Genomic DNA, 19,530 nt, shown 5'->3' on the forward strand with positions numbered 1-19,530 from the left:
GCCGTCCTGGTTCGCGGCCCCAGGGCTCGCAACCTCATTCTCAGGCTCACGGTTGGTCGGGGCGGCGGGCGGTCGGCGGCTCGACCACCTGGCGGCCCTGCCCGGACACGGGGCAGCTCGACCGCACCGGGCAGACCCGGCACTTCGAGTTGGCGACGGCGGCGAACGTGGCGGCGGCCATCGTATCGGCGGTGCGCCGCACCAGCGCGGTCGCCCAGCCGGCCTCCGGGCCCTCCCCGGCCGGTGGCTGGCTCTGCTCCTTCGCGTCCTTCGCCCCGGTGCCGAGCTGCACGAGCGCCGCCCCGCCGGACTCCTCGCCGAACTCGGCGAACGCTCCCGCCTCGACCGCCGCCTGGTACGCACCGAGCTGCGGGTGCTCGGCCAGGTCGTGCGCGGTGACCGCGGTGGACTTCCCGGTCTTCAGGTCGATCACGACCAGCCGGCCGTCGGCGTCGACCTCCAGCCGGTCCACCCGGCCGACCAGCTCGACGGGCCGGTGCGGGTCGTCGAGGCGCACCGCGAACTCGTGCTCGATCGCGAGCAGCCGGCGCGGGTTGGCCGCCAGCCAGCGCAGCAGCTTGTCGACCATCCCCTCGGCGCGGGCCCGCTCGGGCCCGACCATCCAGCGGGCGGCCAGCTCGATCGCGTCGAACCGGGCGGCGACGTAGTCCAGCAGGGCGCCCCGGTCGACGCTCGCGTCCTCGGCGAGCATCGCGGCGGCGTGCACGAGGTTGCCGACCCCCTGGGCGGCGCTGGCGGGGGCGCTGCCGCCGTGCCGCTCCAGCAGCCAGCGCAGGCTGCACCGCAGCGCGCTCTCCATGCCCGACGGGGTGACCCGGACCGGCTCCCCCTCGTCGACGAGCGGGCGGTCGTCGGAGAGCTGCCGCAGCCCCCACCAGTCGTCCGGGTGCGCGCCGGCCACCCCGGCGGCCGCGAGGCGGGCCAACTCGGCCGCCGCCGCCTGCCGCCGGGCGTAGGGCGCGTCCGGGTCGCTGACCGCCGTACGCAACTCCGCGACCAGCGCCGGCAGGGTGAGCGCGCGGGGCGGCCGGCTCACCGGCAGCGTCCTCGGCCGGTCCGGTTCCTCCTCGGCCGCCGTCACCGGGCCGTCGCCCGCCCCCGCCCCGGCTCCTGGCCGGTCCGGGCTCGACCCGCCCGACGTCGACCCGGCCCGCGCCGGCTCGGCCGAAGTCGGCGCCGCGGGGTCACCGGCCTGCGTCGGCCCGGACGGGTCCGGCCGGCCGGGCGGGGAGCCGTCGTCCGGCGCGGGCGGGTCGGTCGGGCCCAGCTCGTAGAGGAAACGGCTCGGCTGTTCCTCGTGGTCGTCGCCGCCGACAGCGGCGGAGGCGACCGCGCTGACCAGCAGTCGACGCCGGGCCCGGGTGACCGCCACGTGGAACAGCCGCCGCTCCTCGTCGAGCAGCGCCGAGGTCTGCCCGACCAGGGTGGCCACCGTGCCGGCGCCGACCGCCCGGCCGGCGAGCACGTCGACCAGCCGCTCGGAGCCGAGCAGGCTGCCGCGCAGCCGCAGGTCGGGCCAGACGCCCTCCTGCACCCCGGCGACCGCCACCAGGTCCCACTCCAGCCCCTTCGCGGCGTGCGCGGTGAGCAGCCGGACCGCCTCACCCCGGTCGGCGGTGGGGGCGATCGTGTCGGCCGGCAGGTCCTGGCCGAGGACGTGGTCGAGGAAGACCTCGGTGCGCGCGCCGGGCAGCCGGTCCGTGAACCGGGCCGCCGCGTCGAAGAGCACCATCACGGCATCGAGGTCCCGGTCGGCGGCCTCGGCGCGCCGGCGCCGGGCCACGTCCCCCTCGCCGGCCACCGTCTGACCCCGGCCGATCGCGGCGGACCACAGCTCGGCCAGCCCGCTGGCCCGCCAGACCGCCCACAGCACGTCCTCCGCGGTGGCGCCGGGCCGGGCGGCGGTCTCCCGGGCGACGGCCAGCAGGCCGGCCACCGTCTGCGCCGGCTCGGCCCAGCGCCGCTCGATACCGGCCAGCTCGGCCGGGTCGCGCAACGCCTCGACGATCAGCTCGCCCGAGGGCCGGCGGTCGCCGGCGGCCAGCGCCAGGGCCCGCAGCCCCTGCCGCAGCCGCCGCTCGGCCAGCGGATCGGCGCCGCCGAGCGGCGAGTGCAGCAGGGCGACGGCGGCCTCCTCGTCGAGCCGCTCGGGCTCCAGCGCGCAGCGCAACAGGAGCAGCAGCGGCGCGACCGCCGGTTGCAGGTGCAGCGGCAGGTCCTCGCCGTGCACCACGGTGGGCACCCCGGCGGCGTGCAGCGCGCGTTGCAGCGAGGGCAGCTGCCGCCCGGTGGAGCGCACCAGCACGGCCATCTCCGACCACGGCACGCCGCCGAGCAGGTGCGCCTCGCGCAGGGCGTGGGCCAGCCAGGCCGCCTCGCTGGTGGCCGAGCGGAAGGTGCGCACCTCCACCGAGCCCGGTGGCGCGGCGGGCAGCGGGTGCAGTCTGCGGTGCGCCGCCGGACCGCGCAGCCGCCGCGCCAGCCGGCCGGACGCGGCGAGCAGCCGGGGGCCGGCCCGGTAGGAGGTGGTCAGCACCACCTGCGCCGCGGGCGCCCCGGAGGCGGTGCGGAAGCGGTGCGGGAACGTGGTCACCACGGCGGGGTCCGCGCCGCGGAAGGCGTACGTGGACGAATCAGGGTCGGCGAACGCGACGAGGGACTTGCCGCCGCCGGCCACCGTCGCGAGCAGTTCCTGCTGGGCGGGATCGGTGTCGGCCAGCTCGTCGACGTAGACGTACGCCAGCCGGCGTCGCTCGGCCGCGAGCAGCTCGGGGTCGTCGAGCAGCATCCCGGTGGCGGCCCGGACCAGCTCGGCCGGGTCGTACGCGACGGAGCCGCGGTTGCTGACGTCGCGCAGGGCGAGCACGGCCACGTACTCCCGGAGGAAGCGCGCGGCGGCCGGCCAGTCGGCGCGGCCGAGCTTCTCGCCCAGCCGGGCCAGCTCGACGGGGCCGACCCCGCGCTCGGCGGCGCGCATCAGCAGGTCGCGCAGTTGTGCCGCGAAGGCCCGGGTGCGCAGCGCGGGGCGCAGGTCCTCCGGCCAGCCGACCGGGTCGTCGCCCGGTTCCTCACCGACCACGTCGAGCAGCTCGCGGATGATCAGATCCTGCTCGGGGCCGGTGAGCAGCCGGGGGGACGGCTCTCCCCGCTCGGCCGCGGCCCGGCGCAGCAGCCCGAAGGCGTACGCCGGGAAGGTGCGCACCAGCGGCTCGCGCAGCACGCGGTGCCCGCCCCCGGCGGCCCGGGCCTCGATCCGCTGGCGCAGCGCGGTGGCGCCCCGGCGGCCGAAGGTGAGCACCAGGATCCGCTCCGGGTCGACGCCCTCGGCCACCCGCGCGGCGACCGCCTCGACGAGGGTGCTGGTCTTGCCCGTGCCGGGGCCGCCGAGCACCAGCATCGGCCCGTCGGTGTGCGCGACGACCTCCGCCTGGCGCGGGTCGGTCAGCCGCGCCGTCCCCCGGTGCGCGGCACCGCCGGCCGGCCCACCTGGCCGCCCGTCCCCCCGGGCCGGCCCACCGGACCGGTGGCCTCCCGGGGCCGCCTCGGCGGGCCGGCGCACCAGCCGGTACGCCTGCATCCCCCCATCCCACCACGCCGGTACGACACCCCCACCTCGCCACCCCGCCCCGCGCGGCACGCAGGAGGGTGGGGGTGGCTCAGGTCAGGCGGAGTTCGAGGGCGTCCAGGGCGGCGGGGACCGTGTCGGTCACGGTGAGCAGGTCGAGCCCGGCGGGCTTGAGGAAGGTCTGGTCGGCCAGGGCGCGCAGCCAGTCGAGCATCGGGCGGTAGAAGCCGTCGGTGTCGACCAGCACCATCGGCTTGGCGTGCAGGGCGAGCGTCGCCGTCGTCCAGACCTCGAACAGCTCGTCGAGGGTACCGAGGCCGCCGGGCAGTGTGAGGAACGCGTCCGACTTGTCGATCATCAGAGTCTTGCGACTGGCCATCGAGTCGGTCACGAGCAGCTCGTCCGACGCCAGGTCGGCGACCTCCAGGTCGACCAGCGACTGCGGGATCACCCCGATCGTCCGCCCGCCGGCGGCCCGCGCGCCGTCCGCCAACGCGCCCATCATGCCGACGCACCCACCCCCGCTGACCAGCGTGTGCCCACGCCGGGCGATCTCCGCGCCCGTCTCGGCCGCGAGGTCGAGCCAGCGGCGGTCGAGCGTACGGGAGGAGGCGCAGAACACGCAGATCGCCGCCACGCCTCAGCGCTCCCCGCTCGCGTCGCCCGCCCGGCGCGGCCCGGCCGACGCGGCCCCGGCCGACGCATCGCCACCCGACGCACCGCCGCGCGACGTGGCGTCGCCGGGCACGTCGGCGCCGCCGGTCGACCCGCCGCCGGTCGCCGCCCCGGCCGTCGCGGCGGCCTGCTGCTCGGCGGCGGCGACGGCCACGGCCTCCTCGCGGACCGCCTCCTGCTCGGCGGAGAGCGAGGCCTCGGCCTCCACGATGTGCCGGACCGCCGCGTCGACGTCGTCGGTCACGCAGATCAGTTCCAGGTCGATCGACCCGATCTTGCCGTCGGCGGCCATGGTGTCGCGCAACCAGTCGAGCAGGCCACGCCAGTAGTCGGCGCCCATCAGCACCACCGGGAACCGGGTGACCTTGCCCGTCTGCACCAGGGTGAGCGCCTCGAAGAGCTCGTCCATGGTGCCGAACCCGCCGGGCAGCACGACGAACGCCTGCGCGTACTTGACGAACATCGTCTTGCGGGCGAAGAAGTAGCGGAAGTCGATCGCCAGGTCGACCCAGTCGTTGAGGCCCTGCTCGAAGGGAAGCTCGATGCCGAGCCCGACGGATAGCCCGCCCGCCTCGCTGGCACCCCGGTTGGCCGCCTCCATCACGCCCGGCCCGCCGCCGGTGATCACCGCGTAGCCTGCCCGGGCCAGGGCCCCGCCCAGCGCCTCGGCCAGCCGGCACTCCGGGCTCTCCGGCCGGCTGCGGGCGGAGCCGAAGACGCTCACCGCCGGGGGCAGGTCGGCGAGGGTGTCGAAGCCCTCCACGAACTCGGAGAGGATGCGCAGGGCCCGCCAGGCGTCCTTGGTCTTCCAGTCGCCGCGCCCCCGCGAGTCGAGCAGGCGCTGGTCGGCGGTGCTGCTCGGGATCGCCTGCCGACGCAGTGTCACGGCCCCCCGGTGCCGTTCCCGTCCCGGCTCGCGGCCGGCCTCCCGCCCGTTGCTCTGACCCATGGGAGCAACCGTAGTGGAGCGACACCCGCCGGGTGCGCGGGGCGACGAGCCCGGAAATTAGTTCCGGATCATGGGCAACTAATTCGGTCGCCCGTACGTCTTACTATTCACATACCGGGTATGCCCCGGCGCGCGCCTTCGGGGGAGGAGCCAGCGTGATCAGCAACAGCGAGATGATCCGGATCCGGCGACAGATGCAGCGCCGGATCCGCGACGTGGTGGCCGAGCGCCGCCGCGCCCGCCTGATGGAGCCGTCCGCCGCCGACCAGGGCGGTCCGGCCGACGCCCGGCCCACCGCCGACGCGTCCGCCACCGTCTGACCGCACCAGCACCGTCCGACCGCACCGACGACCCGCGACCGGGAGGTTCGCGTCACCGGGCACCGCCCGGCCGACGCGGGCCTCCCGGTCGCACATGGGGCGACCACCGGGGGCGGGCGGCCGGCAGGCGCCGGGACGACCGCCCAGGAGGCCGTCAGGCGGGGGCGAGCCAGCGGTGCAGCGTGGCGGCGCCGTCCCGGATCTTGCTGATCTCGACGTGCTCGTCCGGGTGGTGGGCCAGGTTCGGGTCGCCGGGGCCGAAGTTCAGGGCCGGGATGCCCATCGCCGCGAACCGGGCCACGTCCGTCCAGCCCAGCTTGCCGATCGGGGCGGCACCGACCGCCGCGAGGAACTCCCGGGCCGGAGCCGCCTCCAGCCCGGGCGGGGCACCGGCGGCCGAGTCGGTGACCCGCACGTCGAAGCCGGCGAAGACCTCCCGCACGTGCGCCTCGGCCTCGGCCGGCGTACGGTCCGGCGCGAACCGGTAGTTGACCTCGACTTCGCACCGGTCCGGCACCACGTTGCCGGCCACGCCGCCGTTGATGCGGACCGCGTTCATCCCCTCCCGGTAGTCGCAGCCGTCGATGGTGACGCGCCGCGCCTCGTACCGGGTCAGCCGGTCGAGCACCTCGCCCGCCGCGTGGATCGCGTTCACCCCGTGCCACGAGCGGGCCGAGTGGGCGCGTACGCCGGTGGTGGTGACGATCACCCGCATGGTGCCCTGGCAGCCCGCCTCGACGATCCCGTACGTCGGCTCCAGCAGCACCGCGAAGTCCGCCTCCAGCCACTCCGGGTGCGCCTCGGCGACGAGGAAGAGGCCGTTGTACTTCGACTCGATCTCCTCGGCCTCGTAGAAGAAGTACGTCACGTCGTAGCGCGGGTCCGGCAGGGTCACCGCCAGGTGCAGCGCGTACGCCACCCCGGACTTCATGTCGGAGGTGCCGCAGCCGTACATCAGGTCGCCGCGCATGCTCGACGGGAAGTTGTTGTTCAGCGGCACCGTGTCCAGGTGGCCGGCGAGCACGATCCGCTGGTCCCGACCCAGGTCGGTCCGCGCCATCACCGTGTTGCCGTGCCGGTAGGTGGTCAGGTGCGGCACGCCCCGCAGCACCTCCTCCACGCAGTCGGCGATGGCCTTCTCGTCGAGGGACACGGACTCTATGTCGACCAGCGCACGGGTCAGGGCCACCGGATCGGCCAGGACCTCGGGGGTCAGCGGGTTCTCCATGGTTCGCACGGTACCGTCAGGTCGGGTGAGCGCGAGGAGCGAGCGTTCCCCGGGCGACCGGCGTGGGACGCGGCCGCGCGGGGGCGCGAGGGGAACCGGCGACCCGCAGCCACGAACGAGAGGTGAATCAGTGACGTCCGAATCCGCCTGGGGCATCGGCCTGGCCACCGTGACCGCTGACGACCAGGTGCTCGACACCTGGTACCCGACCGGCAAGCTGGGGCTCGGCGAGCTGCCGCTGGTCGCCGGCGAGGACGAGGCGGACGTGCTGGACCTGCCGCCGGGGGCGGTCGGCGACCGGGCGCTGCCCGGGCTGCGTACCGTCCAGGTGGTCACCGTGATCGGCTCGCTGGACGACCCGATCAAGGACGCCGCCGACGCGTACCTGCGGCTGCACCTGCTCTCGCACCGCCTGGTGCGTCCCAACGAGCTGAACCTCGACGGCATCTTCGGCAAGCTGGCGAACGTCGCGTGGACCTCCGCCGGGCCGTGCCCGCCGGAGCGGGTGGACGAGCTGCGGGTCATCGAGCGGGCGGCCGGCCGCCACCTGGCCGTCCACGGGGTGGACAAGTTCCCCCGGATGACCGACTACGTGGTGCCCTCCGGTGTCCGGATCGCGGACGCCGACCGGGTGCGGCTCGGCGCGCACCTCGCCGCCGGCACCACGGTCATGCACGAGGGTTTCGTCAACTTCAACGCCGGCACGCTCGGCACCTCGATGGTCGAGGGGCGGATCGTGCAGGGCGTGCTGGTCGGCGACGGCTCCGACATCGGCGGCGGCGCCTCCATCATGGGCACCCTCTCCGGCGGCGGCACCGAGAAGGTGCGCATCGGCGAGCGGAGCCTGATCGGCGCGAACGCCGGTGTCGGGATCTCCCTCGGCGACGACTGCGTGGTCGAGGCCGGGTGCTACATCACCGCCGCGTCGAAGATCACGCTGCCGGACGGCCGGGTGGTCAAGGCCCGCGAGCTCTCCGGCGTGGACGGCCTGCTGTTCTGGCGCAACTCGGTCACCGGGGCGCTGGAGGCGAAGCAGCGCACCGGCCGGGGCATCGAACTGAACGCCGCCCTGCACGCCAACGACTGACGGCCGCCCCTCCGGGCCCGCGGTCGGCCGCGGACCCGGAGGGGGTACGCCTCACCGCAGGCGGTACGCCTGGATGACGCGCTGGGTGACCGTGTTGCCGGCGGTGTCCCGGGCGGTGGCCCGCAGCGAGACGTGTCCGGCGCCGGCCGGGTGCTCGACGGTGGCCGTCCAGCCGTCCCCGCCGGGCCGTACCCGGGCCCGCTGCCACGTCTTCCCGCCGTCGTAGGAGACGTCGACGGTCAACGCGGCCACCCGGGCCGACGGTGCGCCAGGCTGCCGCTGCACCAGCACCGGGATGGCGAAGGTGCGCCCGGCCGGCGCCGCGTGGTCCTGGTCGAGCCGGGGCGCGAAGCGGATCGCCGACACCGGCAGCGCGGCCGGGTCGTCCCCGGCGACGTGCCGGGACCGGAACGTCCACGTCGCCGCGACCTCGGTGGCGAGGTCGGTGAAGCTCCGCTTCGACAGCACCTCCAGCCGGTAGTCCGCCGCGCCGGGCGGCACCTCGAACCGGCCGTACGCCGGTTCCGGGGTCTCCCCGACCAGCACCCCGTCGCGGTAGAGGGCGGTGCGGGCGGTGTCGGCTACGGAGCCGCCCGGGTGCCCCTCGGCGTCACTGTGCAACGGCACGCCGACCTCGATGCGGTCGCCCCGGCGGGTGATCCCGGCCCCCGGGAGGGACGGCCCGTACGGCGCGCCGTTCCAGCTCTCCCGGTGGTGCCGGCCGGCCCGCAGGCTCCGCTCCTCGGAGACGAGCACCGCCTTGACGTCGGTCCAGCCCTCCTCGGTCGGCACCCCGAAGTTCAGCTCCGAGGACCAGCGCACGCCCCGCGTGTTGTAGTGCTCGACCCGCTGCCCCGGCGCCGCGGTGGGCAGGATGACCGCCCAGCCGCCGACGTCGGGCTCCAGGTGCGGGAAGACCACCCGCTCGGTCACCAGCCCGGAAGGTGCGGCCCGGAACCGGTGGGTGACGGTGGCCAGGTCCTTCGCCCGGTAGTCCCGGACGAAGCCGGTCGGCATCCGGCCGGGCGTCGCCTCGCTGAGGGCGTAGAGGTAGGGGCTGCTGGCGGCCTCCCGGTCGGCCCACTGGCTGCTGATCGTGGCGACGAAACGCTCCCCCGACACCGACCGGCCGAGACCGGCGCTGAAGAGACCGTCGAAGTCGAAGGCCAGCAGGCCGAAGCCGTAGCTGCCCTCGTCGACGAGGAAGTTCGCGCCGGTGTCGACCAGCACCGTGGTGGCCGAACCCTGCGGGACGCTCATCCGGATCGGCCTGCCCTGCCGGGCGTCCACGGTGACCCGGGTGTCCCCGGCGACCACCAGCTCCGGCTGGACGATCTGCGTGACCCCGGCGAACTGCTCGCCGTCCACCTCGAACACGAGGCTGTTCAGTCCGTACCGGCCCTTCGGCAGCCGCAGCTCGGCGGTGCCGTCCGGGTCGTACAGGTCGTACGTGGCGAATTCGTCCAGCGAGACCAGCGTGGTGCCGTGCTCGCCGACGGCCGCGCCGTCCCGGCCCAGGTGGCGGACCGTCACGTTGTAGCTCTCCACCTCCCGGTGCACGGCCAGCGGGGTGACCGCCACCGTGTCGCCGGAGCGGGCGACGACCCGGCCGGTGTAGTGGCCGTCCGGCCCGGCGACCCGGGTGTCGGCGGTGACGGTGGCGCTCGCCGTGCCGCCGGCCGGCACGCTGACCCGGTCGGCGCCGAGGGTGAACATGCCGGCGGGGGCCGGCTCGCCGTCCGGGCGGGTCACCTCGACGGCCAGGTCCAGGGTGACCGCGGCCGGGCCGTCGTTGCGCCAGGTCACCGTGCGGGTGATCGGGGCGTCGTCGTGGTGGGGCCAGAGCGCCCGGCCGAAGGAGACGCTGGCCGGGTCGCTGGTCACCGTCTGACCGATCGCGCGGGCCACGTCGACCCGCCCGGCGCCCTGCTCGTACGCGGTCAGCTCCGGGTGGGGCTGCGCCGAGGCCATCAGGGTGGCCTTGAGCCGGCCGGCAGTCCAGTCGGTGTGCTGCTGGGCGAGCAGCGCCACCGCGCCGGTGACGTGCGGCGCGGCCATGGACGTGCCGGACAGGGCCACGTACCCGTCCCCGGCCGGCTCGCCGATCACCCCGTCCCGGCTGCGGGCCGCGACGATCCCCACGCCGGGGGCGGTGATGTCCGGCTTGAGCGCGTCGTCGCCGACCCGGGGGCCGCGGCTGGAGAAGCCGGCGAGGGTGTCGTCCCGGTCGACGGCACCCACGGAGAGGGCGGCGTCGGCGGTGCCGGGGGAACTGACCGGGGCGAAGGTGCCGTCGTTGCCGGCGCTGATCACGAAGAGGGCGCCGGTCTGCGCGGTGAGCGCGTTGACGGCCTCCTCCAGCGGGTCGACCTCCGGCGTGTCGAAGCCGCCGAGGCTCAGGTTGACCACGTCGGCCCGCTGCTCGACCGCGGCCCACTGCATGCCGGCGAGGATCGCCGACTCGGGGCAGCCGTACGTCTCGCAGACCTTGCCGTCGAGCAGCGTCGCGTCGGGGGCCACGCCCCGGTGCCGGCCACCGGAGGCGGCGCCGCTGCCGGCGATGATCGAGGCGACGTGGGTGCCGTGCCCGACCACGTCGCCGGCCACGGCCTCCTCGGTGAAGTTGCGCGCCTGCGCCACCCGGCCGGCCAGGTCCGGGTGCGTGGCGTCCAGCCCGGTGTCCAGCACCGCCACCCGCACGCCCCGGCCGGTGAGACCGGCCTGGTGGGCGGCCGGCGCGCCGATCTGCGGCACGCTGCGGTCGAGGGTGATCCGCCGCCGGCCGTCGAGCCAGATCCGGTCGACACCCCCCGCCGCGCCGACCCGCGCCCCGGCGGCGGTGACCGCCGCCCACACCTCGCCGGCCCGGTCCTTGGCCGCCGTCGCGGCGACCCCGCGGACGGCGGACAACTCGCGGGTGACGGTCACCCCGGCCGGCGCCGCCGCACGCCGGGCGGCGCCCGACCCGCTGGTGAACAGCACCGGCAGGTCGTCGCGGCGGGCGTCGTCGTAGCCGGCCTCGATCAGCCCGGTGACGTCGAACAGCCGCCGGTCGACCCGCCCCGCCTGGATCGGCGCCACCGCGTCCTGCGGCACGACACTGAGCCGGCCCTGCTCGCGGCGGGTCAGGAAGCGGATCTTCTCGCGCCCCGGCCCGGGACGCACGCTCGCCCCGGCGCCGGTCACGGTGACCCGGTCCCCGGTGATCAGGGTGACGGTGGTGGGACGACTGCCCGGCTGCGGCGCCGGGGCGACGGCACCCCGGCCGGCGGTCGGGTCAGGACGGACGGCAGGGCCGGCGGGCGCCTGGGCCACGGCCAGCCCCGGGGTGCCGAGCACCAGACCGAGCACGAGACCGAGACCGGCCAGTTTTCTTCTTCGCTGCAACGGATCCTCCTCGTCGGGCGTTACTACCTGTGGAGAGACGCGCATTGACAGTCATCATGTTTACATACCGGGTATGCAGAATAAAGACGCGATGATGACGGAGCAGCCAACGGAGACACCGCCTTCCGGGATGATCGACCGGTGACCTCCATGAAGGAACGCATGCTCGCCGGCGAGCCGTACATCGCCAACGAGCCGGAGATCGTCGCCGACCTGGACCGCGCCGCGCGACTGATGGAACGCTTCAACACCAGTCCCGTGGCCGACCCCGAGGGCCGGCTCGCGGCCCTGCGCGAACTGCTCGGCGAGGTGGGCGAGGAGACCTGGGTACGACCGCCCTTCTACTGCGACTACGGCTGGCAGATCCGGATCGGGCCGCGCAGCTTCGTCAACTTCAACGCGGTCTTCCTCGACGTCGCCCCGATCATCATCGGCGCCGACGTCCAGATCGGACCGAACGTGCAGCTGCTCACCCCCACCCACCCCGTCGAGCCCGGGCCGCGCCGTGACAAGTGGGAGGCGGCCAAGCCGATCACCATCGGCGACAACGTCTGGCTCGGCGGCGGCGCGATCGTGCTCGCCGGCGTCACCGTCGGGGAGAACACCGTCGTCGGCGCGGGTGCCGTCGTGACGAAGGACCTGCCGGCCAACGTCGTCGCGCTGGGTAATCCGGCTCGCGTCGTACGCCAGCTCGACTGACCCCCGATCAAGCCCACCACCTGCACAAACGTCCATCCGCGACTGGCGCGGACGACCCCGCCCACGGCACTGTGGGTGGTGACGTCGTCACCAGGAGGCGGGGATGATCGGTCGGGTGCTCGAACTGCGCGTGCACGGGGTCTCCAACACGCCCCCGGGCCAGATCCTCGGCCTGCGGCCCGCGCCGGGGGCCGACCCGCCCCCACCCTGGCGCGTCGCGGGCGACCCGGTCACCGGCTTCTACCGCTCCCCCGCCGCCGGGCCGGACGACCCCGTCGTCGTCGAGGCGTACAGCTGGGGGCAGCTGACCTCCGGCGGGCGGACCGCGCGTGACGTGGAGCGGGCGCTGTGGACGCTGCTGCTGCCCTTCACCCTGGCCAACGTCGCGCTGCACGCCCGGCCGGGCATCCCGGCGGACCCGGACGACGAACGCCCGGCCGGCCGGCCGGGGGTCACCGCCTGGTTGATCCGGCTGTTCTGCCTGAGCCTCACCGGCACGCTCGCGCTCACCTTCACCGGCGTCGGGGTCGACCTCGTGGGCTGGCAGTGCGTCGACGAGGACTGCCTGCGCCGGATCCCCGGCCCCTGGGAGTTCCTCGGGCAGGGCTGGTGGAGCGAGGGCGCGCGGCCCCTCGCCGTCGGCCTGCTCGCACCGCTCGGCGTGCTGGCCCTGCTCGGCCTGGTGAGCTGGCGGACCTACCAGTACGAGGCGCAGATGCCCGCCGAGCCGGTCCCCCTCGCCGGCGCCCGGCCGCCCGACGGAACCCCGACGGAGGAGCCCGCGCGGCCCGCGCCGGAGCCACCGCCGCCCGAGCCGCCATCCGGCCCGCTGGGCAACCCGCTCCAGCACCCCACCTTCTGGGCCGGGGAGGGGCAACTGCGCCGTGCGGCCGTGCTGCACCTCTGCACCGGCGCCGTCGTGGCCGCCGCCGTACCACTCGGTGCGGTCCTCACGATGGACCCGCCCCGCGGCGCCCGGGCCGCCGTCGCCTGGCCCACCGTGGCCGCGCTCGCCGCCGCGGTGCTGATCGCGGTCGTGGCGCTCGCGCGGCCCTGGCTGACCCGGCGCGCCGGCCACGCCCCGCTCGGCCGCTGGAGCGTGGCGGTCATCGTGCTCACCGGCGCCGGGCTGGCGGGCACCCTGCTGATCCTGCTGCTGCCCGACGGGCCCGCGGGCACCCCGCTGGCCGACCTGCGCCGGGTGCCCGGCTGCGGCCGGCAGCCCGCCGCGCCGCCGTGCCCGGCCGACCGGTCGCTGCCCGGCGTCGACCGCGTCGTCGCCTGGTTCGGCACCGGGCAACTGCTGCTGCTGATCGCGATCGGGTCGGTGAGCCGGTCGGGGCGGCGGGCGCTCGCCGCGCCGGCGGCGGCCGCCCTGCTGCTCGCCCTCGGCGTCGCCTGGATCGCGGGCCGGCTGCCCGGGATCCCGCCCGCGCCCCCGCCGTTGGAGGTATGGATGCTCGCCGTCGGGGTCGTCGCGCTCGCCGCGACCGGCCTGCTGCTGCCGCGCGTGCCGACGCCGGCCGAGCGGCAGCCGCTGGAGCCCCACACCGACCTGGCCTGGGGCGGCCGGGCCCCGGCGCTCATCGCCGGCTTCGGCTGGGTGCTCTGCGTCTCCTACTGCGCCGGCCTGCTCTACTGGGTCACCGGCCGGCTCGGCGGCGGCGCGACGGCCGACGCGGTCTCCCCCGTGGCGCCCCCGGTCCCGGTGACCTGGGCCGGGCTCGCGTTCGCCGTCGCCCTGCTCACGCTCGTCGCCACGGCCGCCCGGGCCGGCCTGCTCTTCCTCCGCCTGCGCCGCCACGAGTACGCGGAGCTGGTGCCCGCCGGTCACCGGCTCTCCGGCCACGACCTGCGGCGCTGCCGGCAGGTGAGCGCCTGGCGGGCGCTGCACCGGCTGGTCGGCGAGCACGCGGTGCGGCTGGTCGGTCGCTACGCCGCCGCAGCCGGGGTGCTGGTCACCCTCGGCTACGCCGCCGCGCTCTCCGGCGTCCAGCCCCACCCCACGGCGGCGACCGGCGGCGCCGCCGTGGTCGAGTGGATCTCCGGCGTGGGCGACCGGCTGCTCGGCTGGCTGCCTGTGCTCGTCGGCGCCGTGGGTCTGCTGGTCTACCGGAACGACCTCGTCCGCCGCTCGGTCGGCGTGCTCTGGGACGTCGGCACCTTCTGGCCCCGGGCCGCGCACCCGCTCGCCCCGCCCAGCTACGCCGAGCGGGCCGTGCCCGAGTTGCGGACCCGCGCGGCGGGGCTGCTGGCGCTGGACGAGCACGACCCCCGGGCCGTGGACGGGATCATCCTCTCCGGGCACAGCCAGGGCACGGTGATCTGCGCCGCGGTGATCCTCCAGCTCCCCGCCCGGGCGCGCCGGCGGATCTGGTACTTCTCCTACGGCTGCCAGCTCACCCGGCTCTACGGGCGGGTCTTCCCGGCGTACTTCGGGCCCGACCGGCTGCCGGTGCTGGCCGACGCGCTGACGCCCCCCGGTGGGCGCGCCCGCTGGACCAACTTCTGGCGGGCCACCGACCCCCTCGGCTGGCAGGTGACGGCGGGGGAACGCGACGTCGCCGTACGCGACCCGGAGGCGCTGCACCCCAGCGACGGGGAGGTGGCCGACCCGCCGATCCGCAACCACAGCGGCTATCCGGAGGCGGCCGAGTTCCAGCGGGAACGCTCGCGGGTGGCCTCGCTGCTGCGGCGGGGCGTGCCGGCGCCCCGGCGCGGCACCGGCTGACCCCGACCGGCGGCGGTGGGCAGGGCGCGGGTCAGGCCGGCGGCGGCTCGTCGAGCCGGACGACCAGGTCGGCGGCGTGCGCGGTGCCCGCCACCAGGGCGGCGTTGGCCTCGTCGCTGCCCGTCGCCCACGCCCGGGCCTGCTCCGCCGACCGCCCGTACGCCTGGTGCCGGGCGGTCAGCCGGCGCAGCCGCAGCTCGGCGTCCAGGTCGAGGAACCACGCCTCGTGCAGCAACGACCGCACCTCGTCCCAGGGCGGCGTGCCCAGCAGCAGGTAGTTGCCCTCGGTGACCACCAGCCGCACCGACGGCGGCACCTCGATCGCCCCGGCCACCGGCTCCTCCAGGTCCCGCCGGAACGCCGGCGCGTAGACGGCGGTCGGCTCCAGCCGGCGCAGCCGCCGCAGCATCGAGACGTAGCCGTTGGCGTCGAACGTGTCGACGGCGCCCTTGCGCTCGGCCCGGCCCAACCGGTGCAGCTCGGCCTGGGCCAGGTGGAAGCCGTCCATCGGCACCAGCCGGGCGGCGGGGCCGACCGCCTCGACGATCCGCTCCGCCAGCGTGGACTTGCCCGCGCCGGGCGCCCCCACGATGCCGAGCAGCTGACGCGGGCCGGCGTCGGCGAGGGCGCGCGCCCGCGCGACCAACTCGTCGACCCCGACGACCCGGGCGGTCGTCATCAGCCGAGAACCGGCTCGCTGATCGCGAACCGCGCCTGCACCGCCGCCTGCGCGGTCTGCGGCTGCGGGTCCAGCTCCAGCTCCGGCGGCCCGCCCTCGGCGCCGCCCGTCCCGTACGCCATCCGGCTCATCATGGGCCGCTCCGCCGCGCCCGCGTCGGCCAGCTCGATCAGGGCGGTCACCCGGGCGCCGAGCGCCTCCGCGTACTCGCGGGCGCGCAACAGCGCGTCGGCGATCGCGGCGTGCCGGGCCTCCCGGTGGGCCGGGCTGTCCGGCCGCAGCGACCACCACGGCCCGGCCACCTCGACCTGGTCCTGGTCGGCCAGGCGCAGCATCAGGTCGCCGAGCGCGGTGAAGTCGCTGACCGTCACGGTGGTCGCCACGCTGCCGTGGTACGCGACCACCCGCTCGCCGGAGCGCCGGGTCTCCGGCCGGACCCGCAGCTCGCCGGTCTCCCGCCGGTCGATCGCGGGGCCGTAGCCGTCGAGCAGCACCCGGACGGCGGCGGCCCGCTCGGCCAGCCGGGTCAGGGTGGCCTCCCGGTCCCGGTCGCGGGCCGTGGCGGTCACCGTGAACCGGGCGATCTCGGGAGGGACCTCCCGGTACGCCTCGCCGCGCACCGCCACCACCGGCCCGTCCACCATGCCCTCACCCTAACCGCGCTCCAGTCCGCCCGCCCGCCCCGCGCGGGAAGCGACGCGGGCGACCACCGGCCGACGTGCCGTGGCGCGCCGAGGCGTCCTCGGCACCGGTTTGCAGGCGCAGGGGACGCTGCGGGAGGCCCGGTCAGGCGGGGCCGGCGGGTTCCGGGAGGTGGCCGGTGTAGGCGACGGTGCCGGGGCCGACGCGGCAGCCGGTGAGGTGCCCGCCCGCCTCGCCCAGCGCCAGCAGGTACGCGATCTCGTCGGCGTGGTCCCCGCTCGTCGGGAACTCCCGCCGGGACGCGTGCAGGTCCCGGTCGAGCAGGGCCGTCCGCAGGTCGCGGGCCTGCCGGTAGCCCTCGACAAGCGCGTCCAGGTCGTCGCGGACCAATGCCGCCGACAACTCGTCCAGGAAGGCGCGCACCCGGTCGAGCTGCCGGACCACCTGCTCGCGGTTGTGAAACAACATGTCCGCGGTCCGCTTCGCGGGAGTACCGGCGATCCGGGTGCCGTCCCGGAAGCTGCCCGCGGCGAGCCCGAGCACGGCGTCCCGGACGTCCGACCGGGCCACCGCCCCGGCGAGGCTGCCGGCCAGCAGGTGGGGGACGTGGGACGACAGGGCCACCACCGCGTCGTGCACGGACGGGGACATCGGCACCACCCGGGCCGCGAAGACGTCCACGACGAGGCCGGCCAGGAGCCGGAACGCGTCGATGCCCTCCGGCGCCGGGCAGAGCACCCAGGCCGCTCCCTCGAAAAGCGCCGGCACGGCGGCGGTCAGCCCGAACCGCTCCGTGCCGGCCATCGGGTGCCCGGGGACGAACCGGCCGGTCAGGCCGCGCTCGACGGCGAAGGCCGCCAACCCGCCCTTGGTGCTGCCCACGTCGGTGACCACGCAGCCCTCGGGCGTGTGGGCGGCGACGGTGACCAGGGCGTCCGGCAGGGTCGGCAGTGGCCCGCAGAGGAACACCAGGTCACGGTCCCGCACCGCCTCGACCAGTTCGTCGGGGAAGGCGATCCCCCGCCGGCGTCCCTCCGCCCGGGTGGCCTCGTCGGGATCCCAGCCGGCGACGTCCACGCCCGCCTCGTGCAGCCGCACCAGGATCGACCCGCCGATCAGGCCGGTGCCCACCACGGCGGCCCGCAACGGCCCGCCGGGTCTCTCACGCATCAGGCACCTCGGCGTTTCGGTCGGTACATGTCGAGGACGCCCCGACTCGCTTCGGCGCCGAGGATATCGCTTTTCCAGTACCCCTTCATCTCCCGCTCGCCGAGCGGCGTGAGGGTCAGCATGCCGCTGCGCGGGGCGTAGTCCTCGTGCGCGTCACCGATCTTGTAGATGAGTTCGAGCTGGCCCTTGTCGTACGTGACGCCGACGGACGAGACGGTGGCGAAGCAGCGGGCGACGAACCCGGGCTCGCGGCGGACCGCCGCCATGGCGTCCTGCTCGGTCCGGTAGAGCTGGACGGAGTAGGTCAGCTCACCGCCGCGCAGGCCGATGTGGGCCACCCCCCAGGTGCCCGACGACGACTCGTAGACCCACCGGCCCAGCACCGGGTGAGCCCAGATCAGCAGGAACAGCCGCTGCACCACGCCACCGATGAGGGCCAGGCTGAGCGCGGACACCAGCACGGCCAGTATCTTGGCCCCGCTGTCGCGCAGCTCGGCCTGCCGGAGCACGGCGACGTTCAGCACGCCGAAGATCACGGCGGCCGTCGCCAGGGACGCCTGCCGCACGCCGTCGATGTTCCGGTCCCGCAGCAGCGGGTGCAGGTAGCGCACCTCAGCCCGCCCTCGCGCCGGACCGGGACGCCCCGGCCTCGCTGGCCGGCCGACCGCTCCCGGCCACCCGCGCACCGCCGTCCATCACCACGCCCCCCGACCTCGACCTCTCCGGGCGCGCGCACGACCGCGACGTGACGCAAGATCACATGCGAGGCCCGCGGCAGACTACCGCCCGGAGGGCACCCCGGGCGACCCCGTCGAGCCCATCGCTCCCGGCGGGCGCCGCGGTCGTACGGCGGGCGCTTCGGGGGGCGCCGCAGTCGCGCGGGGTCAGCCGCGCAGCCGGCCGGCGACCGCCGCCACGTGCGCGTCGGACTCGGTCAGCGCCACCCGGACGTGCTGCCGGCCGCCCGGGCCGTAGAGGGCGCCGGCGGCGGCCAGGATGCCCCGGCGGGCCAGCCAGTCGACCGTCTCCCAGCAGTCCTCGCCCCGGGTCAGCCAGAGGTAGAGGCCCGCCTCGGAGTGCTCGACCGTGAAGCCGGCCCCGGTGAACGCGGCGTGCAGGATCTCCCGCCGGGCCCGGTAGCGCTCCCGCTGCTCGTCGGCGTGCCGCTCGTCGCCCAGCGCGGCCACCATCGCGGCCTGCACGGGCGCGGGCACGATCATGCCGGCGTGCTTGCGGACCTTGAGCAGCTCCGCCACGAGCGCCGGGTCGCCGGCGACGAACCCGGCCCGGTAGCCGGCCAGGTTGGACCGCTTGGAGAGCGAGTGCACCGCCAGCACGCCGTCGTACGACCCGCCGCAGACCTCGGGCGAGAGCACCGAGACCGGCTCGGTGGACCAGCCCAGGGGCAGGTAGCACTCGTCGCTGGCGACCACCGCGCCGCGCTCCCGGGCCCAGTCGACCACCTTGCGCAGGTGGGCCGCCGGCAGCACCCGCCCGGTCGGGTTGCCCGGCGAGTTGACCCAGACCAGGCGCACCCGGGGGGTCGGGCCGACCGCGGTCAGCGAGTCGGCGCGCACGACGGTGGCGCCGGCGAGCCGGGCCCCGTCCTCGTACGTCGGGTAGGCGACCGACGGCACCACGACGACGTCACCGGGGCCCACCCCGAGCAGGGTGGGCAGCCAGGCGACGAGTTCCTTGGAGCCGATCGTCGGCAGCACGCCGAGGCCGTCGACGCCCGCTCCGCAGGCCCGCGCTACCCAGGCGGCGATCGCCTCGCGCAGCGCCGGCGTGCCGGCGGTCAGCGGGTACCCCGGGGCGTCGGACGCCTCGGCGAGCGCCCGCCGGATCACCTCGGGCACCGGGTCGACCGGCGTGCCCATGGAGAGGTTGATCAGGCCCTCCGGGTGCGCCGCGGCCAGTGCGGCCGCGGCGTCCAGGGTGTCCCAGGTGAACTCGGGCAGCCGCGACGAGACCGGCGCGGGGCGGTTCAGTGGCCCTCGCCGCGCGGCGGCTGCGCGGCGACGAAGGACGCGTCCTTCTCCACCTTGCCGATCTTCGAGGCGCCACCGGGCGAGCCCAGGTCCTCGAAGAACTCGTAGTTGGCGCCGGTGTAGTCCTTCCACTGCTCCGGGACGTCGTCCTCGTAGAAGATCGCCTCGACCGGGCAGACGGGCTCACAGGCACCACAGTCGACGCACTCGTCGGGGTGGATGTAGAGCATCCTGTTGCCCTCGTAAATGCAGTCGACCGGGCACTCCTCGATGCATGCCTTGTCGAGCACATCCACGCACGGCTCGGCGATGATGTAGGTCACCGGTCTTCTCCTCCGCAAGACACGCCGCGATCACCCGCGACGGTAAGAGCCTAGTATCTCGCC

The 19,530-nt window shown here is 75.9% G+C and carries 14 protein-coding genes and 1 pseudogene; 4 read left to right on the plus strand and 11 right to left on the minus strand.

Annotated elements, in window-relative coordinates; genetic code table 11:
* Positions 1 to 46: 46 nt before the first annotated feature.
* The 3 genes and pseudogenes from ACZ6O2_RS11365 to ACZ6O2_RS11375 form a co-directional block, all read right to left on the minus strand.
* Complete coding sequence (locus ACZ6O2_RS11365) at positions 47 to 3,598, minus strand: ATP-dependent helicase (RefSeq protein WP_466022770.1); 3,552 nt, start codon at positions 3,596 to 3,598, stop codon at positions 47 to 49.
* A 79-nt stretch (positions 3,599 to 3,677) separates the two neighbouring features.
* Positions 3,678 to 4,223 (minus strand): LOG family protein, encoded by a 546-nt coding sequence (locus tag ACZ6O2_RS11370; protein WP_350703865.1) that lies wholly within the window; start codon positions 4,221 to 4,223, stop codon positions 3,678 to 3,680.
* A gap of 147 nt (positions 4,224 to 4,370) precedes the next feature.
* Positions 4,371 to 5,210 (minus strand): annotated as a pseudogene (locus ACZ6O2_RS11375) (LOG family protein); the annotation flags it as partial.
* Positions 5,211 to 5,365: 155 nt separating this feature from the next.
* Here ACZ6O2_RS11375 and ACZ6O2_RS11380 point away from each other — a divergent pair.
* Entirely contained in the window at positions 5,366 to 5,530 is a 165-nt protein-coding gene (locus ACZ6O2_RS11380) for a hypothetical protein (protein WP_350703867.1), read from the plus strand.
* Between the two features lie 154 nt (positions 5,531 to 5,684).
* Here the strand turns inward: ACZ6O2_RS11380 and dapE are convergent, their stop codons facing one another.
* Positions 5,685 to 6,758 carry a succinyl-diaminopimelate desuccinylase gene (gene dapE / locus ACZ6O2_RS11385; RefSeq protein WP_350703868.1) on the minus strand — a complete coding sequence of 358 codons (1,074 nt, stop codon included), beginning with the start codon at positions 6,756 to 6,758 and terminating at the stop codon, positions 5,685 to 5,687.
* A 130-nt stretch (positions 6,759 to 6,888) separates the two neighbouring features.
* Here dapE and dapD point away from each other — a divergent pair, with 130 nt between their 5' ends.
* A complete protein-coding gene (dapD, locus tag ACZ6O2_RS11390; protein WP_363706708.1) occupies positions 6,889 to 7,845 on the plus strand; it encodes a 2,3,4,5-tetrahydropyridine-2,6-dicarboxylate N-succinyltransferase in 957 nt (318 codons plus the stop codon).
* Positions 7,846 to 7,896: 51 nt separating this feature from the next.
* On the opposite strand, the gene ACZ6O2_RS11395 is transcribed toward dapD, so the two are convergent.
* Complete coding sequence (locus ACZ6O2_RS11395) at positions 7,897 to 11,277, minus strand: S8 family serine peptidase (protein ID WP_466022771.1); 3,381 nt, start codon at positions 11,275 to 11,277, stop codon at positions 7,897 to 7,899.
* 96 nt (positions 11,278 to 11,373) lie between these two features.
* Between ACZ6O2_RS11395 and ACZ6O2_RS11400 the strand changes: the two genes are divergently transcribed.
* Together ACZ6O2_RS11400 and ACZ6O2_RS11405 are read left to right on the plus strand one after the other, a co-directional pair.
* The gene (locus tag ACZ6O2_RS11400; protein WP_466022772.1) at positions 11,374 to 11,931 is read left to right on the plus strand and encodes a sugar O-acetyltransferase; all 558 of its coding nucleotides are present in this window, start codon (positions 11,374 to 11,376) and stop codon (positions 11,929 to 11,931) included.
* Between the two features lie 103 nt (positions 11,932 to 12,034).
* Positions 12,035 to 14,662 carry a hypothetical protein gene (locus ACZ6O2_RS11405; RefSeq protein ID WP_466022773.1) on the plus strand — a complete coding sequence of 876 codons (2,628 nt, stop codon included), beginning with the start codon at positions 12,035 to 12,037 and terminating at the stop codon, positions 14,660 to 14,662.
* A gap of 31 nt (positions 14,663 to 14,693) precedes the next feature.
* Here the strand turns inward: ACZ6O2_RS11405 and ACZ6O2_RS11410 are convergent, their stop codons facing one another.
* The 6 genes from ACZ6O2_RS11410 to fdxA all read right to left on the minus strand — a co-directional run bounded on the left by ACZ6O2_RS11410 (position 14,694) and on the right by fdxA (position 19,467).
* Entirely contained in the window at positions 14,694 to 15,341 is a 648-nt protein-coding gene (locus ACZ6O2_RS11410; protein ID WP_466022774.1) for a nucleoside/nucleotide kinase family protein, read from the minus strand.
* Positions 15,341 to 15,985, minus strand: a complete 645-nt coding sequence (locus ACZ6O2_RS11415; protein WP_350703879.1) for an SIMPL domain-containing protein — start codon at positions 15,983 to 15,985, stop codon at positions 15,341 to 15,343. Before ACZ6O2_RS11415 ends, ACZ6O2_RS11410 begins: the two co-directional genes overlap by 1 nt.
* Before the next feature lie 142 nt (positions 15,986 to 16,127).
* Positions 16,128 to 17,153, minus strand: a complete 1,026-nt coding sequence (locus tag ACZ6O2_RS11420; protein ID WP_466022775.1) for a prephenate dehydrogenase — start codon at positions 17,151 to 17,153, stop codon at positions 16,128 to 16,130.
* Complete coding sequence (locus ACZ6O2_RS11425) at positions 17,153 to 17,764, minus strand: hypothetical protein (protein ID WP_350703882.1); 612 nt, start codon at positions 17,762 to 17,764, stop codon at positions 17,153 to 17,155. Before ACZ6O2_RS11425 ends, ACZ6O2_RS11420 begins: the two co-directional genes overlap by 1 nt.
* A 273-nt stretch (positions 17,765 to 18,037) precedes the next feature.
* Positions 18,038 to 19,144 carry a succinyldiaminopimelate transaminase gene (gene dapC / locus ACZ6O2_RS11430; protein WP_466022843.1) on the minus strand — a complete coding sequence of 369 codons (1,107 nt, stop codon included), beginning with the start codon at positions 19,142 to 19,144 and terminating at the stop codon, positions 18,038 to 18,040.
* Positions 19,141 to 19,467 (minus strand): ferredoxin, encoded by a 327-nt coding sequence (fdxA, locus tag ACZ6O2_RS11435; protein WP_089005361.1) that lies wholly within the window; start codon positions 19,465 to 19,467, stop codon positions 19,141 to 19,143. The genes dapC and fdxA overlap by 4 nt, the downstream gene beginning before the upstream one ends.
* Positions 19,468 to 19,530 lie beyond the last annotated feature (63 nt).

Source organism: Micromonospora sp. NPDC048040 (assembly GCF_055587185.1).

Excerpts from the sequence above, each read along its gene's own strand:
- ACZ6O2_RS11365 (WP_466022770.1), bottom strand. The coding sequence starts at position 3,598 with ATGCAGGCGTACCGGCTGGTGCGCCGGCCCGCCGAGGCGGCCCCGGGA.
- dapE (WP_350703868.1), bottom strand. The coding sequence starts at position 6,758 with ATGGAGAACCCGCTGACCCCCGAGGTCCTGGCCGATCCGGTGGCCCTG.
- ACZ6O2_RS11395 (WP_466022771.1), bottom strand. The coding sequence starts at position 11,277 with ATGCGCGTCTCTCCACAGGTAGTAACGCCCGACGAGGAGGATCCGTTG.
- ACZ6O2_RS11405 (WP_466022773.1), top strand. The coding sequence starts at position 12,035 with ATGATCGGTCGGGTGCTCGAACTGCGCGTGCACGGGGTCTCCAACACG.
- ACZ6O2_RS11410 (WP_466022774.1), bottom strand. The coding sequence starts at position 15,341 with ATGACGACCGCCCGGGTCGTCGGGGTCGACGAGTTGGTCGCGCGGGCG.
- ACZ6O2_RS11415 (WP_350703879.1), bottom strand. The coding sequence starts at position 15,985 with ATGGTGGACGGGCCGGTGGTGGCGGTGCGCGGCGAGGCGTACCGGGAG.
- ACZ6O2_RS11420 (WP_466022775.1), bottom strand. The coding sequence starts at position 17,153 with ATGCGTGAGAGACCCGGCGGGCCGTTGCGGGCCGCCGTGGTGGGCACC.